The sequence below is a fragment of the Stenotrophomonas sp. SBJS02 genome (genome assembly GCF_020428325.2).
GTDB lineage: Bacteria > Pseudomonadota > Gammaproteobacteria > Xanthomonadales > Xanthomonadaceae > Stenotrophomonas > Stenotrophomonas africana.
Genome location: NZ_CP109812.1, coordinates 4,083,488 through 4,100,880, shown reverse-complemented (window position 1 = coordinate 4,100,880; position 17,393 = coordinate 4,083,488). Strand labels below are relative to the sequence as shown.

Sequence of the window (17,393 nt, the reverse complement as noted above, 5' to 3'; positions counted from 1 at the left end):
CGGTGTTCGATTACGGTTGCGATGACATGCGCGGGGCGGCGGCGAAGTCCCGTGCGTTGGCGTGCCACGTACTGCGTGCTGCGATTGCGTTGAAGCCTGTTGCGGTGTCAGGCGGCGGACTGCTGCTGCAGGTACCAGCTGGCAGCGCCGACCACGCCCAACTGGCCGTGTTCGACGACCTTCACCGGGATGCGTGCCAGCGCTTCGCCCATCGGCCCCTTCTGCAGGTAGCGTTCGACGAAGGTGCTGGCATGCAGGTATTCGCGGATCTGCGGCAGGATGCCGCCGGCCAGGTAGACGCCACCGTGGGCGCCGTAGAACAGGGCCATGTCGCCGATGGTGCTGCCGAGCAGGCCGCAGAACACATCCAGCGCCTGGCGGGCGTTCGCATCGGTATCGGCCATGGCGGCGGCAGTGACCGCATCGGGACTGGCCAACGTCGGTGCCTGCCCCTGCAGCGCGCACACCGCGCGGTAGAGGTTCATCAGGCCCGGGCCGGAGATCGCATGTTCGATCGACACATGGGCGCGGTCGCGCTGCATGTGGCGGACGATGGCCATTTCAAGTTCCGTGCTGGCGGCCAGGGTCGGCTGGCCGGCTTCGGTGGGAAGCACCACCGGGCCGTGCGCAGTGGGAATCCACAGTGCCGCACCGAGGCCGGTGCCGGGGCCGACCACCAGGGTCGGGCCACGTGCGGCGGTGTCCGGCCCGCACAGGTGCAGCACGCCACTGGCGTCCACCTGCGCGGCGGCATAGGCCACCGCTTCGAAGTCGTTGACGATGTAGACCCGCTGCAGGCCGACGTCGGCTTCCACCTGGCGCGCCGACAGCGGCCACGGCAGGTTGGCGGTGATCACCGTGCCGTCCTCGCGGGCGTAGCCAGCGCTGGCGACCACGCAATGCGTGGGCCGCGGGCCTTCACCCAGGAAGTCGGACAGGATCGCGCTGAGGCCGCCGTGGTCGGCGTTGCGGTACTTGCGGTACTCCAGCACCTGCACCGGGTGGGCGGCATCACCGCTGGCCTGGACCCGGGCCACACGCACATGGGTGCCACCGACGTCGGCGGCCAGGAACGAGGGCGCGATTCGGGACAGGACATGGGCCGGGGCGGGGTGGCTGGCGGTCACGCGGGCTCCTGCTGCAGGTGGGGCCGGACCCGGGAAAGGGGGCGGCGATTGGGCGGAGTCTGTAACCCCGCTGACAACGATGTCAACGAGTTCGTGACATTTTCGTTGCTGCGCCGCAACGAACGGGGCATGCAGTAAACGTTTACACGGCGTGAGCATGCGTTTCACGCGGGAACCTTTGCTGCACGGGGCTCAAGGGCTCAGGCGCATTCAGCAAAACGCGCTGTGATCAGGTTGCGCAGTGCAGCACGAGGTTCACAGGGCTGCGCGTGGAAGTTGACAAACCGCAGCTGTCCATCGAAAGAATGTGACAACGTTGTTCCCAGCCACTCTCCGACGCCGCGTTCTGCGGCCGTCGCCGCAGGAGCCCTCCTGATGTCCGCCGTCCCCGCTGCAAGCGCGCGCCCGAACGTGGCCACCTCCATCGCCATCGTTGGCGTGTTGTTCTTCCTGATCGGCTTCTTCACCTGGCTCAACGGCCCACTGATCACCTTCGTCAAGTTGGCCTTCGAACTCAGCGAGGTCGGCGCCTTCCTGGTGCTGATGGTGTTCTACCTGTCCTACTTCTTCCTGGCCCTGCCGGCGTCGTGGATCCTGCGCCGCACCGGCATGAAGAAGGGCCTGAGCCTGAGCCTGCTGGTGATGGCCGGTGGTGCCGCGTTGTTCGGCGAATTCGCCACCCAGCGCTGGTACCCGGGCGCGCTCGGCGGCCTGTTCGTGATCGGCAGCGGCCTGGCCCTGCTGCAGACCGCGATCAACCCCTACATTTCCATCCTCGGCCCGATCGAGACGGCGGCACGCCGCATCGCGCTGATGGGCATCTGCAACAAGATCGCCGGCATGCTCGCCCCGGTGCTGATCGGTACCGTGGTGCTGCATGGCATCGGTGATCTGTCGGCCACGGTAGCCGCTGCCGATGAAGCGACCAAGGCGCAGCTGCTCAACGAATTCGCCGCCAAGATCCATGCACCGTACCTGGCCATGGCCGGCCTGCTGGTGCTGCTGGCGGTGGCCGTGCTGTTCTCGCCGCTGCCGGAAATCAAGTCGTCCGAAGCCAACGCCACGCCGGTTGCGGCCGGTGCCGCCGAACGGCGCAGCATCTTCCAGTTCCCGCACCTGTGGCTGGGCGTGTTGTGCCTGTTCGTCTACGTGGGCGTGGAGGTGATGGCCGGTGATGCGATCGGTACCTACGGCCATGGTTTCGACCTGCCGCTGGACCAGACCAAGATGTTCACCTCGCTCACCCTCGGCGCGATGCTGGTCGGCTATGTGGTCGGCCTGCTGCTGATCCCCAAGGTGGTCTCGCAGTCGCGCTACCTGACCATCTCGGCGGTGCTGGGCGTGCTGTTCTGCCTGGGTGCCTGGGCCACCCACGGCTACGTATCGGTGGCCTTCGTGGCCCTGCTGGGCTTCGCCAATGCCATGATGTGGCCGGCGATCTTCCCGCTGGCGATCCGCGGCCTGGGCCGCTTCACCGAGACCGGCTCGGCCCTGCTGGTGATGGGTATTGCCGGCGGCGCGATCATTCCGCAGCTGTTCGCCGTGCTCAAGCAGCACATCGACTTCCAGCTGGTGTTCGTACTGCTGATGGTGCCCTGCTACCTGTACATCCTGTTCTACTCGGTGATCGGGCATCGCGCTGGCCTGCCGCAGGACAAGGCCTGATCGGCGATGATGGACGGCAGCCAACCCCAGGGAAAACCCATGCGCAGAGCGACCATCAAGGACGTTGCGGAGAAGGCCAAGGTCTCGCTGAAGACGGTCTCGCGCGTGATCAACAACGAGCCCTCGGTGATGCAGGCCACCCGCGCGCGGGTGCTGCGTGCCATCGCCGAGCTCGACTACGAACCCGATCCGTCCGCGCGCAACCTGCGCAGCGGCACCACCTTCGTGATCGGGCTGGTCTACGACAACCCGAACCCGTACCACATCATCGGCGTGCAGAACGGCGTGCTCGCCGCCTGCCGCGAGACCGGGTTCGGGCTGCAGATCCATCCCTGCGATTCCAGCTCGCCGCTGCTGGCCGATGAACTGGCCGATTGGGTGCAGCGTTCGCGCCTGGCCGGGCTGGTGCTGACCGCGCCGATGTCCGAGCGCCGCGACCTGATCCAGGCGCTGACCGCACGCGGCATCAAGCTGGTGCGCATCATTGCCGCCACCGAAGACCCGGCCGACGGTGCCTGCGTGTTCGTGGACGACCGCGAGGCCGCCTACGAGATCACCGAGCATCTGATCCAGCTGGGCCACCAGCGCATCGGCTTCCTCTGGGGCGGCAGCTCGCACCGCTCCTCGGGCGAACGCTATGCCGGTTACGAAGCCGCGCTGAAGGACTACGGCATGACCGTGGACAAGCACCTGGTGGTGCAGGGCGACTACACCTTCGACGACGGTTTCCGCGGCGCGCGCCGCCTGCTGGCGCTGCGCGAACCGCCCACTGCCATCTTCGGTTCCAACGACGAAATCGCCGCTGGTGTACTGGCAGCAGCGAAGTCGGCCGGCATGAACGTGCCCTACGACCTGTCCATCGCCGGTTTCGAGGACAGCCCGTTCTCGCGTCAGTCGTGGCCGCCGCTGACCACCGCCAAGCAAGCCACCGAAGACATCGCCCGCCATGCCGCGCGCCTGCTGATCGCGCAGCTGCGCAGCGACGCCTATGACGATGCGCCGGCACCGCTGCATAACCAGGGCTTTGTGCCGCAGCTGGTGGTGCGCGGTTCGACCGCGCCAATGCGCCCAGCCGGCGCACGCCCCCTTCCTTCCGATCCTGCCTGAGCCTGCCATGTCGCTGTCAGACCCCACGTCCACCCTGATGTTCGCCGAGGCCGCTGAAGCGGCGACGTGGTCGCGCGCCAGTTCTCGCGCAACCACGCCACCATGGAAACCCTGGCCGCCAGCCTGCGCGCCGCGCCGCCGCCGTTCGTGGTCACCTGTGCACGTGGCAGCTCCGACCATGCCGCCACCTATGGCAAGTACCTGCTGGAGACCCAGCTGGGCCTGGTGGTTGCCTCGGCCTCGCCGTCGGTGGGGTCGGTCTATGCCGCACCGCTGCAGCTTCGCGGTGCCTTGTTCATCGTCATTTCGCAGTCGGGCAAGAGCCCGGACCTGCTGCGCAACGCGGAAGCTGCCAAAGCAGCCGGTGCGCGCGTGATCGCGCTGGTCAACGTCGAGGATTCGCCGCTGGCGCAGCTGGCCGACACGGTGATTCCGCTGCATGCCGGTGCCGAAAAGAGCGTGGCGGCGACCAAGAGCTACCTGGCCTCGCTGGCCGCACTGCTGCAGCTGGCCGCGTACTGGAAGCAGGACAGCAGCCTGCGCGCCGCGCTGGATCTGCTGCCGGATGCGATGCGTGAGGCCTGGCAGTGCGACTGGACGCCGGTGACCGAGGGTCTGGTCGAGGCGACCAACCTGTTCGTGCTCGGCCGCGGCCTGGGCCTGGGCGCGGCGCAGGAAGCGGCACTGAAATTCAAGGAAACCTGCAGCCTGCACGCCGAGGCCTACAGCTCGGCCGAGGTCAAGCATGGCCCGATGGCGCTGGTTGGTCGCGGTTTCCCGGTGCTGGCCTTTGCTCAGCCGGACGAGACCGGCGCCGGCACCCGTGCGGTGGTCGAAGAATTTACTTCGCGTGGCGCGCAGGTGTGGATGGCCGGTGCCGGTGGCAACCTGCCGGTGGCCGCTACGCCTCACCCGCTGTGCGCACCGCTGCTGACCGTGCAGAGTTTCTACCGCGCGATCAACGCGCTGGCGCTGCGTCGTGGCTTCAACCCGGATCTGCCACCGCACCTGAACAAGGTTACGGAGACGGTGTGATGGCAACGGTCCTGCGCAACGCCCGCATCCTCGCCGGCGACGAATTCCGCGATGATCTGGCGGTGGTGATCGAGGAGGGGCGTATCAGCGCGCTGCTGCCCGATGCAGCGCCGCAGCTCGGCCACGCCGCCGAGCAGGTGGACCTGGGCGGCGGCTGGCTGCTGCCCGGCTTCATCGATGTGCAGGTCAATGGCGGCGGCGGTGCGCTGTTCAACAACACGCCGGACGTGGCGGCACTGCGTACCATCGCGCAGGCACACCGTCGCTTCGGCACCACCGCGATGCTGCCAACGCTGATCAGCGACGATGTGGGCGTGATGCGCGAAGCGATCGCCGCAATGCGCGAGGCGATCGCGCAGGGCGTGCCGGGCGTGATCGGTATCCATCTGGAGGGGCCGTACATCGCGCCGGCACGCAAGGGCACGCACGATGCCAGCAAGTTCCGCGTGCCGGACGAAGCGGAGATTGCGCTGGCCGCGTCGCTGGACAACGGCGTGACCCTGCTGACACTGGCACCGGAACGCGTGCCGCTGGAAACCATCCGCGCGCTGGTCGAGCGTGGCGTGATCGTTGCCGCTGGCCACACTGCAGGCACCTACGAGGAGATCCGCGCCGGTCTGGAGGCCGGCGTACGCGGTTTCACCCACCTGTACAACGCGATGTCGCCGCTGCAGGGCCGTGAGCCCGGCGCGGTAGGCGCTGCGTTGGAAGACCGCGACAGCTGGATCGGCATCATCGTCGATGGCGTGCATGTGCACCCGGCCAGCCTGCGCGTGGCGCTGGCGGCCAAGCCGCGCGGTCGCCTGCTGCTGGTGACCGACGCGATGCCACCGGTCGGCGCCGACAATCCCAGCTACGTGCTGTATGGCGAAACCATCACCGCCATCGATGGTGTGGTGCGCAATGCCGCCGGTTCGCTGGCTGGTTCGGCGCTGGACATGGCCACCGCCGTGCGCAACACCGTGCAGCTGCTCGGCCAGCCGCTGGCCGAAGCGGCGCGGATGGCCTCGACCTATCCGGCACAGTTCCTCAATGTCGACGACCGCCTGGGCCATATCGCCGAGGGTTACCAGGCCGACCTGGTGCTGCTGGATGATGCCCTGCAGGTGCGTGGCACCTGGATTGCCGGACAGTACGAGGCCGCCTGATGAGCAGTACGCAGCCACGCCGTCTGGGCTCGATCGATGCCCTGCGCGGCATCACCGTGGCGGCGATGCTGCTGGTCAACAACCCGGGCGAATGGAGTGCGGTGTTCGCACCGCTGCGTCATTCGGAATGGCATGGCTGCACGCCGACCGATCTGGTGTTCCCGTTCTTCCTGTTCCTGGTCGGCGTGTCGATGGCCTTCAGCGTGGCACCGCGCGCGCGGGATGCGGCGGCACGGCCGGCATTGGCGCGCGGTGTGCTGGAGCGCGCATTGCGCATCCTGCTGGCCGGTGCGCTGCTGCACCTGCTGATCTGGTGGGCGCTGCATACCCATCACTTCCGCATCTGGGGCGTGCTGCAACGGATCGCCGTGTGTGCTGCGCTGGTGGGTGTGCTGGCGGTGTATGCGCGGCCGCGCTTGCAGGCCGGTGCGCTGGTCACGTTGCTGGTGGGCTATACCGCGCTGCTGCTGGGCATCGGTGATCTGGCGCCATGGACCAACCCGGCCAGCCGCCTGGATACCACGCTGTTCGCCCCGTGGATCTATCAATGGCACGCCGATACCGGGCTGGGCCACGACCCGGAAGGCTTGCTGAGTACGCTGGGTGCGCTGGCCAGTACCGTGCTCGGTCTGTTGGCCGGAGGCCTGCTGCGCAGCGGACGTACTGCGGCGCTGGCAGGGCTGGGTACAGTGACCGCCGTGCTGGGTCTGTTGCTGGCCGTGGTGCTGCCGTTGAACAAGCAGTTGTGGACGCCCAGCTACGTGCTGTGGACCGGCGGTCTGGCGGCGCTGGCGCTGTGGCTGGGCCATGTGCTGATCGACCAGAAGGGCTGGCCGGCGCTGGGCCGTCGCTTCGGCGTCAACGCGATCACCGCGTATCTGGGGGCATCGGTGATGTCGGTGGCCTTGATGGCGACCGGTGCCTGGGGCTGGATCTGGCAGCAGCTGGCCGCCGTCATGCCGCAGGCGCTCGAGCTGGCATCGATGCTGCAGGCGCTGGCGTTCGTCGCGCTGTGGTGGGGCGTGGCGTGGTGGCTGGACCGGCGGAAGATCTACCTGAAGATCTGACGGCGCGGGGTCGGATCCCTTTCCGCAGGAAAAGGCTCTGACCCGGGAGGGCACCTCATCCACGCATGGCGTGGATCTATCGGATGGAACAGTAGATCCACGCCATGCGTGGATGCTCTCCGCGTGGCGTCTGACCGCCGCAAAGATGAACAATTTCAGTCACGTAGAGGTGGGGTGATAGCCGATCGAGTTCGCATCTGAACTGTGATAGTTGGCACGCTATTTCACCTGTCGAAACGGTTCACCATGGCGCAGACTGCGCTCGCAGTACCGCATATCCGCAGTTCCTGATCCCTTGTCCAGGAGTGCCGTATGTCCCGTGCCGTCCCGCGCGCAACGCGTATGCGCCGCCTCACCGCTTCCGTACTGCAGGCCCTGGCCGTCCCGTCCGTCATGCTGCTGAGTGCCGGCGCCGCCTGGGCGGGCTGTGACAACGCCACCCCGATTGCAGGCCAGACGGTCACCTGCGACGCCAACGCCCCGAACCCGCAGGCCGTTCCCATTACCGCCAATGGCGCGGCCGGCATCACCGTCAATGTCGCCAACACGGCACAACTGCAGCAGAGCGGTGGCAGCAGCGCGATTTCGCTTGTCGGCGAAGGTGGGCACCTGTTGTCCAACCTGGGCACGATCAGTTCGGTCGGCGGTGTGGCGGTCCAGCTCGGTGGCGGCAGTCGTGTCGAAAATGCGGGCAGCCTCAGCACCGGCAACAACACCGCCCTGCAGTTCGTCGGTGCGGGCGACAGCGTGCTGGTCAACCGCGGAACGATCAGCGGGCGCAGCGGGGTGCAGTTCGGTGCCGGCAATGATCGCCTGGAGATGCAGGCCGGCAGCATCAGCGGCGGGGTCCTGCAGGGCGATGGCAACGACGTGCTGCTGCTGGGCAATGGCACGATCGACAGCGTCGACCAGGGCAACGGCGATGACCAGATGACCGTCACCGGCGGCACCGTCACCGGCCTGGTGGCGCAGGGCAGTGGCCGCGATGATTTCGTCATGAGCGGCGGCACGATCGGCGCGCTGCAGCAGGGCGACAACATCGATACCTTCCGCATGAGCGGTGGCCGCATCATCGGCGCGTTCGAGGATGGCGACCAGGCCTGGATGACCGCTGGCCGCATCGGCCGCGTCAACATGAAGCTGGACAAGAACCTGTGGGACCAGTCCGGCGGCACCGTGGATGGCAATGTGGTGACCGGCTTCGACACCGACACCATCATCATCTCGGGTACGGCCTACATCGGCGGCAATATCAGCGTCAGCGGCGGCAATGACAGCGTGACCATCACCGATGGCACCGTGCGTGGGCAGGTACTGCTCAGTACCGGCAATGACACCTTCAACTGGAATGGCGGCGGCATCGTCTACGGCGCGATCGACCTGGGGCCGGACGACGACGTGGCCAACCTCAGCAACCTCAACCATGGCAATCTCGGTGCGGTGCCGCTGTTCGACGGTGGCGCGGGCAACGACAGGCTCAGCTTCAACAACGTCAAGACTACGGGTGTAGGCCGCTTCCAGAACTGGGAGACGATCAGCCTGGCCAACAGCACCGAGCTGTCCTTCGATGGCGATCTGGTGCTGGGCGACAGCGCAACCGGCACCGGCACGCTCACCGTGGATGACACCAGTACCGTGTATGCGGGCAGTGGCGGCCATGCCATCCGTCCGTTCAACAGTGGCGCACTGGTGGAGATGGTCAATGCGGGGCGCATCGACCTGACCGGTACCGGTGCCGGCGACGTGTTCACCGTGCGTGGCAACTATCGCGGTGATGGCGGTGGCCTGTACCTGCGTACTGTGCTGGGCGCGGACAATTCCACCAGCGACCGTCTGGTGATCGATGGCGGCGCCGCGACCGGCACCACCGGCATCGGCGTGCTCAATGCCGGCGGCAGCGGCGCCGCCACGCTGGCCGACGGCATCCTGGTGGTGCAGGCCTTGAATGGTGGCCGCACCGCGCTGGGCGCGTTCTCGCTGTTCGCACCGGTCGCGGCCGGTGCCTACGAGTATTTCCTGTTCAAGGGCGGTGTCAGTGCCGGTACCGGCGAGAACTGGTACCTGCGCTCCACGCTGGTCAGCGGGCCGACGCCGGCACCCGATCGCGGCCCTGCAGGCGTGAGATCGACGCCACACCACCACCACTGACGCCGCCGGTGGCACCACCGCCGCCGATCGCCCCGGCGCCGCCGCCGCCGCCCGAAGGCGCCACCGACCCGGACCTGACCGCAGGCGAGACCGCGCCGCCACCACCGCCACCGGAACCGGCGCCGGTGGCGCCGCCCAGCGATCCGGCCGTGCCGGACGTGCCGGTGGCCGGTGGTGCGCTGCCCGGAACCGGTACGCCGCCGACGCCGGGCGCACGCCCCGCCGAGGGCGCAGTGGTACCGCTGTACCGCGTGGAGACTGCGACCTATGCCGTGGTGCCGCCGCTGCTGCGTGAGACTTCGCTGGCCAGCCTGGGTACCTTCCACGAGCGCCAGGGCGAGCAGCGCCTGCTGTACAACCAGGGCACATTCCGTACCGCCTGGGGCCGCTTGGTGGGCCAGAGCAGCGAGATCCACTGGAAGGGCGATGCGCAGCCCGGCTTCGATGGCGATGTGATGGGCCTGCAGGCTGGTCTCGACGTGTGGGCTGCGGCGTCTGACAACCACCGCAACCAGATCGGCGTATTCGTTGGCCGCACCCGCGCGCAGGGCAAGACCACCGGCCTGGCACTGGGCTGGGAGAACGTACAGGTAGGCCAGAACCGCTTGGACGACAAGCACGTGGGTCTGTACTGGACGTTCACTGACAGCAACGGTGGCTACATCGACGCTGTAGCGATGCAGAGCCGCTATGACGGCCGCGTGCGTTCCTCGCGTGGGCTCGGCTTCGGGATCAAGGGCGATGGCACCAGCGTGTCGGTGGAGGCCGGCAAGCCGCTGCTGCGGTTTGGGCAATCGGCGTGGTGGTTGGAGCCACAGGTACAGGTGATCTGGCAACGCACCTCGCTGGATGACCGACGCGATGAAGTATCGAGCGTACGCTTCGACAACGACAACGCCTGGACCGGCCGCGTCGGCCTGCGTCTGGCCGGCGATTATCAATTGGCCGACAACGGCTGGCAGCCGTATTTCAAGCTCAATTACTGGCATGGCCGTTCCGGCGAGGACCGCATTCGCTTCGACGACGACGTGATCGTCAATTCGCAGCGCTCGCGCGCGCTGGAAGCCGGCGTGGGTGTGGTCGGGCGTTTCAACCGCACCATCAGCGCCTATGCCGTGGCCGACTACACGCGCGAGCTGGGTGGCGACCGCAACGAGAAGCGCCGCATCATCGAAGGCAACATCGGCCTGCGCGCGGACTGGTAGCGCGCGGTACGGATGTCATGGCCCGCTCTGGTAGGTGCCGACCTTGGTCGGCACGAATCTCTCCGCTGCCATGACCCTGTAGAGCCGAGCCATGCTCGGCTGCTTCGGTCCAATCCCACAAAGCCGAGCATGGGCTCGGCTCTACAACACAGCAGCGTGTGTATCGGGTTCCACCAGCGCCCCCGCGTGATCGGCCAACACCATCACTGCATGCAGCAGGCCTTCCTCCACGTGCGGCGGACACTGCACGGACGCATCCTCCATCTCACGCGCCGACTGTGCGGCCAGCAACACGCCGCCGCAGGCGGACAATGCGGCAAGGCAGCGCGTTGCCTCGGCCAGGTCCCGACCGCGCGCCTCGCTGAGTTGCCGCTCGCGCCACGGCTGACCATCGGCAGCGTGGCTGTGCGTGATGGCGCGCAACCGCGCGAAGAATGCGGATGGCGGCGCCTGTTCGTGGACTTCGGTGAGCGCATCTTCCAATGCCTCGGCTACGGCATTGGAGAGCTGCAGGCCGGGCAACGCGGCGCCGAGCAGTGCCTGCAGGCGTGGATAGGTGGGGAAGGGTGTGTTCATGGCGGCAACCTCACGGAGCAAGGCCACCTGCGGCATGCAAGGTGGCGGGCGGTGCGGGTTGGCGTGCCGGTCAAAATCAAAGAGAAAAAAAGCCGACGGATCACGAGGATCCCCACGCACCGCCCGCCATGGGCGAGCCGGTGCATTGTCGTGATTGCCGCAACGACGGCAACCCGTTCTCTTTGATGTTTGATTCAGGACGCCAATCCCGGCCAGCGCAGGAGGCGCCGACGGAAGCAACCTTCTCGCGTTCTACATGGCGATGACATGGGCAAAGTTGCAATTTTCTGATCGCGTGCAGGCTGTCTTGCTGCAACCCGCGGCGGGGCCAGATACGACAGTTCGCGCATGGCGGAAGCCATCAGCTGCGGGCTATGCTGCGCGCCTGACTCAACGACAAGGAAACGTCACATGCAGGTTCGCAAGGGAGTGCGTCGTATTGGTACGCTGGTGATCGCGCTGGTGGCTGCCAACGCCATGGCCGATACGCCCAAGGCAATCGAAGTGCCCTCGCCGGAGGCGGAGGCCGAGATCCTCAACCTGCTTGAACGACAGGCGCTGTATCGCGACCGGGTGGACTGGCCCGCCACCCGCACACGACTGCAATCGGTGCAGGGAGACCCCGTGAAGCGGCTGGCGTTGCTGCGCGAAGCCATTGCGCTCAGCACGGGCAATCATGGCGTATGGACGACGACCCAGCGCCAGAGCGAATCCCTTGCGCGCGCGCAGCAGGTCGGCGCCGTCGCCGTGGAAAGGGCCAAGGCCGCCGACGCGGTGGATGCGCGCATCGGCTGGCTGGTCATCGAGGGATATGCCTCCACGCCCGGCGCGACGCTACAGGAAGCGTTCCGCCAAAACATCCAGCGCGCCGCGCGGTGGCAGCAGGTCATCCGCAGCAAGGACGACGGCATGCGCTGTGGCTGGATCGTCGACCTGCGTGACAACAGCGGTGGCAACATGTGGCCGATGCTGCTGGGCATGGCACCGCTGCTGCGCACCTCGGTGGTGAACAACGAAGATGTGGGGTCGTTCGAAACCGCACAGGGGCCGGAGCGCTGGACGTTGACCGCGACCGCCGTGCAGCGTGCAGGCAAGTCGGTGCTGGACTTCGGCCAGTCCGGGTATGTGCTGCGGCAGCCTGGCGCGCCGGTGGCGGTGCTGTTCGGATCGCGTACCGGCAGTTCGGGCGAGGCCTCGGCGCTGGCGTGGCGTGGCCGCGCGCAGACGCGCAGCTTCGGCCAGCCGACGGCAGGGGTCTCGACTGGCAACAACGTGCGCACACTGGCCGATGGCAGCCGCCTGTTGTTGACCACCACCGTGATGCGCGACCGCAATGATCGTGGTGATGGGTTGAAGATCGAGCCCGACCAGCGCATCGAGGGTGATGCCGCCACTTTGGCCGCCGCCCAAGCCTGGTTGCTGGCCCAGCCCGCCTGCAAGGGCCACTGAGCCATGATCCTGATCGGCCAACAGGAACGGGTGCTGATCGTCGGCCCGACCGAAGCCCATCACTGTCTGCGCTGCCAGACGGAAACCGAGTTCGCGCCCCAACTGCGCTACAGGATGGCGCGCATCGACCTGCTGTTCGGTTTCACCTACCAGCGTCGCTACGAGCTGGCCTGCAGCCGGTGCGGGCACGGCTGGGTGCTGGACACCGAGACCATGGACCAGCAGCTGGGTGGGGTGCCGATCCCGTGGCGGCACCGCTTCGGCCTGCCGTTGATGCTGGTGGGGGTGGCCGGCCTGGCGGCGTTGGGCTGGCTGTGGCGGCACGGATTCCTCGGTTGAGGACCGGGCCTGTTAAAGTCTGCCCTGCAACCACGTACCGGAACCGACCATGGACCACGACACCCCGTTCGAACCCCTCAACGACCTCGAGGTGCGCCTGCTGCAGGCCCAGGACAGCACGCTGACCGCAGCGCAGTTCCTCGACGGCCTGCTGACTTCGACGGCGTTCGTGCTGCTGGACAAGGCCATTGGTGAGGATGGCGCCTGGGACGAAAGCATCTCGCCGCTGGTGCTGACCAGCGAGAGCGGCGAGCCGATGTTCGCGGTGTTCACCGCCCCCGAGCGCGCCGGCCTGTGGCACGAGCAGCTGCCGCAGTTCGCGCATGCCATGCCGATCGCGGTGCACGCGCTGCTGGCCGGTATCGGCGACGGCGTCGGCCTGGTGCTGAACCCGGGCCTGGACGTGGGCATGGAGATGATTCCCGATGCCGTGGCCCAGCTGAAGCAGCGTGCGGCGGCGATCACCCGTGGGATGGCGCACTGAATCCAGTGATTGTCTGGTTGCCGGCCAGCGGCCGGCACTACCCGTTGTGCCGGACGGCGGCGATGGCTTGCAAGCGCGTCCTGTTCAATGGAGAGGAGCATCGTGGGCAAGCGTTCCAACCGATCGCTATGGGTCCATGAAATCGGCCTTCTTGCGGGTTTGGCACTGGCAGCTGCGTTCATCACCCGGTTCAATCCGGTGGAGACGCTCCGGTTGGGTGGATGGCTGTTCCTCTTGATGCAACCCATCTTGTTGGGTGCTCATGCTGTCGACCATTTTTCGCGCAAGCGCCGTCGATAGACGGGAGATGTGAAGGTGCCGGCCAGCGACCGGCACTACCCGGTGCTTCAGCGGGCGGCGGCGATGGCTTTCACCCGCGCCTTGGCCAGTGCTTCGCCGATGGCCGGGCCCTTCAGATGCGTGGTATCCAGATCCCGCGCCTGCACTGACAGCGCCGCCTGGTGCAGGCGCTTGAGCGTTTCGCCCTGTGGGTAGTCGGCGTCCTCGAAGCCGAGCCGGCCGCGCTTGTCGGCCTCGCAGCACAGTGCGATGCGGGCCACGCGCTCCGGCCGGCGCAGGGCATCACAGCGGCCCAGCAGTTCCAGCACGGTGGCATCGCGCAGTTCGTCGATGCGGTGCACGTTCAAGTGCTCGCGGCACACCGCTTCGGCCAGCTGCTGGTGCTCGGTGGGAATCTTCAACCGCGCGCACAATGCCTTCAGCGGCTTGATGCCGCGCTGTTCGTGCATGATGTGGCGCGGCCATTCCTCCGGCGGTGTCAGGCCCTTTCCGAGATCGTGGGTGAGGGCAGCGAAGCCGACCAGGTCATCACCCGGTGCCAGTTTCGCGGCCATGTCGCTGACCATTTCCTGGTGGATGCCGGTGTCGACTTCCGGGTGGAATTCGGCACGCTGCGGCACGCCATACAGCGCTTCCAGCTCGGGCAGGATCGGGCCCAGTGCCTGCGCATCGTGCAGCGTGCGCAGGAAGGCGGAGGGCCGTTCACTGACCAGCGCCTTGCGCAGTTCCTGCCAGACGCGTTCCGGCACCAGCGCGTCCAGTTCGCCACTGGCGGCGACCTCGCGCATCAGTGCCATGGTCTCTTCGGCGACGGTGAAGCCCAGTGACGCGAAGCGTGCCATGAAGCGTGCCGCGCGCAGCACGCGCAGCGGATCCTCGACAAAGGCCGGACCGACATGACGCAGCACGCGTTGCTCGATATCGCGCACGCCGCCATAGGGATCGACCAGCGCACCGCTGTCTTCGTCGCAGGCAATCGCATTGATGGTGAAGTCGCGACGCTGCAGGTCTTCTTCCAGCGTCACCGCCGGATCAGCATCAACCACGAAGCCGCGATAGCCTCGGCCGGATTTGCGCTCGGTGCGCGCTAGTGCGTATTCCTCACCGCTCTTCGGGTGCAGGAATACCGGGAAATCGCGGCCGACGGCGGTGTAGCCCTGCGCTTCCATCTGCGCGGGCGTGGCGCCAACCACCACCCAGTCGCGGTCGCCGGCAGGGCGCTGCAGCAGGCGGTCGCGTACGGCGCCGCCGACAAGATAGATCTTCATGGGGGGATGATCGCATGGCCGGTGCAGATGTTCCGGTAGTGCCGGCCACTGGCCGGCAATCGCAGCCATCCCGAAGCTGCCGGCCAGCGGCCGGCACTACCAATGGGCATCACGGCAAACCGCGCCACTCCGGCACGAACAGGCCGGCCAGGAACCACAGGCCGTAGACGATCCACAGGCAGAGGAAATACAGCTTGATCTGCGCTTCGTCCCACAGGCTGCCCCAGCTGTCGACGAAGGCCAGCGACTTCCAGCCTTCCATCCAGGCCGCGCCACCCCAGCGCAGCACCCAGGTGGCGAGCAGGCTCCAGGCGGCGAATATCCCGATCCAGGCCAGCAGGCTCATGTTTTCCCCTCCCCGGGAATGGATACCGGGTCGTGCCGGCCAGCGGCCGGCACCACCGTGTTGCGATCAATCGCCGCCCTGGTCGGCGTTGGCGGCGCAGCTGAAGCTCTTGCGCTTGTCCACCAGGCGGCCCATCAGGCGGTCGCTCAGCGGCAGCGCATCACCATTGAGGCGCCAGTCGTAGATCACGCTGAAGGCCAGCACGCGGGCGACGTACTCGCGGGTTTCCTTGTAGCTGATGGTCTCGATCCACAGGTCCGGATCAAAGCCCGGGCGCTGGCCCTGCCAGCGTGCTGTCGGGGTCGGGCCGGCGTTGTAGGCCGCGATGGTCACGTACGGCAGGCCGTCGTACTTGTTCATCAGCTGGCGCAGGTAGGCGGTACCGATGGCGATGTTGGTGTCTGGGTCGTACAGGCTGTCGGCGCCGCCGTAGCCGGTCAGGCCGATCGACTTGGCCACGCCGGCACCGGTGGCCGGCAGCACCTGCATCAGGCCCATGGCGTTGGCAGGCGAGCGCGCACGCGGGGTGAAGGTGCTCTCGGCGCGGATTTCCGCCGCCACCCAGGCCGGATCGATCGCGTTGCGAGCCGATTCGCGGCGGATGGTGGCGTCGTGGTGCAGCGGGAAGCGCAGGTCGTACAGGCGCTGCTCCTGCGGCTGCTTGCCGAGTGCGAACACGGCGCGGTCGAACCAACCGTTGTCCTGCGCGACGCGTACCGCGAGGCGGCGCTGGGTGTCATCGAAGCGCGACAGCGCGCTGTTCCATTCGGCCACGGCCCAGCCGGCACGGTCGATCTGGTACAGCGCCATCGCGCGCTGGATGGCCGGATCGCGCGCGACTACTGCCTGTGCCTGCGCGCTGTCATTCGGCGTCCACGGGCACAGCGTGTAGCCCTGCTGCAGCTTGTCGGCGGCCAGGAAACCGTGGAAGGTCGGTGCGCGTGCGGCCTCGCGGAACAACGGCTGCGCCTGCTGGGCCTGGCCGGTCTTCTCCAGCATGCGGCCTTCGAAGTAGCGCCAGCGCGGGTCGCTGCGCTGCTTGCTGGCCATCTTGCGAATCGCTGTCAGTGCCGCTGGCCAATCGCCGCGCGACATCGCTTCGCGCACGCGCCATTCGTGCAGGCGCTCGTCATACGCCGATTCGGGTACCGCATTGAGGCGGCGCGCCGAATCCGGAAGATAGGACGCCACCGTCCACAATGCGATCTGGTACAGCACCTGGCCCTGCTGCTCGGCACTCAGGCCCAGCGCCTGGGCATACTGCGGCAGCTGCTGTTCGGTGGCGGCCGGGTCGGCCTTGGCCAGCTTGGCCAGGCCATCGGTGGCGATGCGTCGGCTGCGTTCGTTGCGCGGCCAGTTCAACGCGCTGGCATTGGGCTTGTCGACAAAGGCAGCGTAATTGTTCGCCAGCGCCAGGTCGGTGGCAGGCAGGCCACGTGCGGCGCTGCGCATCACGGCCGGCTGCTGGGCGTCGGCGGCGGCATCGATGCGTTCCCAGCGCAGGGCGTCGCTCAGGCCACCCTGCGCCTGCAGCACGGCGAAAACGGCATCACAGCCGTCCGGCAGCGACTTGCCGTTCTTGCGCCACAGGTCCTGCGCCTCGCTGATCCACTGCGGATCGACCTTGCCCGTCACCTGGCGCGCGGTCAGCTGCGCACAGCGCAGGCCGGCGTTGTCGGTGGGCACCCAGTTGGCGAGCAGGGTGGGCCAGTCCTGGCGGCGTGCGACCGAGGGCAGCCACACGCTGCGGAACGTGTTGGCCACGGCCTGGCCGTCATAGCGCTTGAGGAAGGCCTGTGCCTGCGCGGTATCGACGGTGTCGATGTTGCGGCGCAGGTTGGCGTACTCCAGCCATCCGTAAGCCGGATGGCGGCTGAGTGCAGCGGCCTGGCCGGGATCGAACTGGCCGCGTTCGGCGGCAGCGATCGCAGCCTTCAGCTGCGCGTTCTGGGCGTCGAGGGACTGGGCGTTGGCGCAGCCGATCAGCAGCGTGGTGGCCAAGGGCAGCAGGGACAGGGCAGTTGAAGTGCGTCGGGTCATGGCGACCAGCATAGCGGGCGATGGCTGAATTCAGTTTCGCATTGCGTGCACGCCGAGCGTCGGCAACGACAGCTGAATGACCCCGCGCA

Annotated in this window: 13 protein-coding genes and 2 pseudogenes; 10 read left to right on the top strand and 5 right to left on the bottom strand. The window is 67.3% G+C overall.

The features are described from left to right. Window positions 1-107 precede the first annotated feature (107 nt). On the bottom strand, window positions 108-1,127 hold the full coding sequence (locus FQS62_RS18925; protein WP_107380434.1) for a glucokinase family protein: 1,020 nt from the start codon (window positions 1,125-1,127) through the stop codon (window positions 108-110). A gap of 375 nt (window positions 1,128-1,502) precedes the next feature. Between FQS62_RS18925 and FQS62_RS18920 the strand changes: the two genes are divergently transcribed. The 6 genes and pseudogenes from FQS62_RS18920 to FQS62_RS22310 all read left to right on the top strand — a co-directional run bounded on the left by FQS62_RS18920 (window position 1,503) and on the right by FQS62_RS22310 (window position 10,502). Then, window positions 1,503-2,792 carry a sugar MFS transporter gene (locus FQS62_RS18920; protein WP_049447814.1) on the top strand — a complete coding sequence of 430 codons (1,290 nt, stop codon included), beginning with the start codon at window positions 1,503-1,505 and terminating at the stop codon, window positions 2,790-2,792. A 39-nt stretch (window positions 2,793-2,831) separates the two neighbouring features. Next, window positions 2,832-3,899 carry a LacI family DNA-binding transcriptional regulator gene (locus tag FQS62_RS18915; protein ID WP_005411045.1) on the top strand — a complete coding sequence of 356 codons (1,068 nt, stop codon included), beginning with the start codon at window positions 2,832-2,834 and terminating at the stop codon, window positions 3,897-3,899. A gap of 7 nt (window positions 3,900-3,906) precedes the next feature. Next, window positions 3,907-4,934, top strand: a pseudogene (locus tag FQS62_RS18910) (SIS domain-containing protein). After that, window positions 4,934-6,082, top strand: a complete 1,149-nt coding sequence (gene nagA, locus FQS62_RS18905; protein ID WP_208043264.1) for an N-acetylglucosamine-6-phosphate deacetylase — start codon at window positions 4,934-4,936, stop codon at window positions 6,080-6,082. Before FQS62_RS18910 ends, nagA begins: the two are co-directional and overlap by 1 nt. Continuing rightward, window positions 6,082-7,149, top strand: a complete 1,068-nt coding sequence (locus FQS62_RS18900; protein ID WP_208043263.1) for an acyltransferase family protein — start codon at window positions 6,082-6,084, stop codon at window positions 7,147-7,149. The genes nagA and FQS62_RS18900 overlap by 1 nt, the downstream gene beginning before the upstream one ends. A 312-nt stretch (window positions 7,150-7,461) precedes the next feature. Further along, window positions 7,462-10,502: pseudogene (locus FQS62_RS22310) on the top strand (autotransporter outer membrane beta-barrel domain-containing protein). A gap of 141 nt (window positions 10,503-10,643) precedes the next feature. Here the strand turns inward: FQS62_RS22310 and FQS62_RS18885 are convergent. Beyond that, entirely contained in the window at window positions 10,644-11,078 is a 435-nt protein-coding gene (locus FQS62_RS18885) for a hypothetical protein (RefSeq protein ID WP_208043838.1), read from the bottom strand. 411 nt (window positions 11,079-11,489) lie between these two features. Here FQS62_RS18885 and FQS62_RS18880 point away from each other — a divergent pair, with 411 nt between their 5' ends. From FQS62_RS18880 to FQS62_RS18865, 4 genes are all read left to right on the top strand, one after another. Next, window positions 11,490-12,527, top strand: coding sequence for a S41 family peptidase (locus FQS62_RS18880; protein ID WP_208043837.1), 1,038 nt, complete (start codon window positions 11,490-11,492; stop codon window positions 12,525-12,527). Window positions 12,528-12,530: 3 nt separating this feature from the next. Continuing rightward, window positions 12,531-12,866: a hypothetical protein gene (locus FQS62_RS18875; protein ID WP_154349639.1), complete on the top strand. Its 336-nt coding sequence runs from the start codon at window positions 12,531-12,533 to the stop codon at window positions 12,864-12,866. Between the two features lie 49 nt (window positions 12,867-12,915). Beyond that, entirely contained in the window at window positions 12,916-13,350 is a 435-nt protein-coding gene (locus FQS62_RS18870) for an SseB family protein (protein WP_049447808.1), read from the top strand. Between the two features lie 102 nt (window positions 13,351-13,452). Continuing rightward, on the top strand, window positions 13,453-13,650 hold the full coding sequence (locus FQS62_RS18865) for a hypothetical protein (protein WP_129550635.1): 198 nt from the start codon (window positions 13,453-13,455) through the stop codon (window positions 13,648-13,650). A 47-nt stretch (window positions 13,651-13,697) separates the two neighbouring features. Here FQS62_RS18865 and FQS62_RS18860 read toward each other — a convergent pair whose 3' ends face one another. The 3 genes from FQS62_RS18860 to FQS62_RS18850 form a co-directional block, all read right to left on the bottom strand. Next, a complete protein-coding gene (locus tag FQS62_RS18860) occupies window positions 13,698-14,918 on the bottom strand; it encodes a multifunctional CCA addition/repair protein (RefSeq protein WP_208043836.1) in 1,221 nt (406 codons plus the stop codon). Between the two features lie 109 nt (window positions 14,919-15,027). Next, on the bottom strand, window positions 15,028-15,264 hold the full coding sequence (locus tag FQS62_RS18855) for a hypothetical protein (protein ID WP_049447806.1): 237 nt from the start codon (window positions 15,262-15,264) through the stop codon (window positions 15,028-15,030). Between the two features lie 66 nt (window positions 15,265-15,330). Further along, window positions 15,331-17,316: a transglycosylase SLT domain-containing protein gene (locus FQS62_RS18850; protein ID WP_208043543.1), complete on the bottom strand. Its 1,986-nt coding sequence runs from the start codon at window positions 17,314-17,316 to the stop codon at window positions 15,331-15,333. Window positions 17,317-17,393 lie beyond the last annotated feature (77 nt).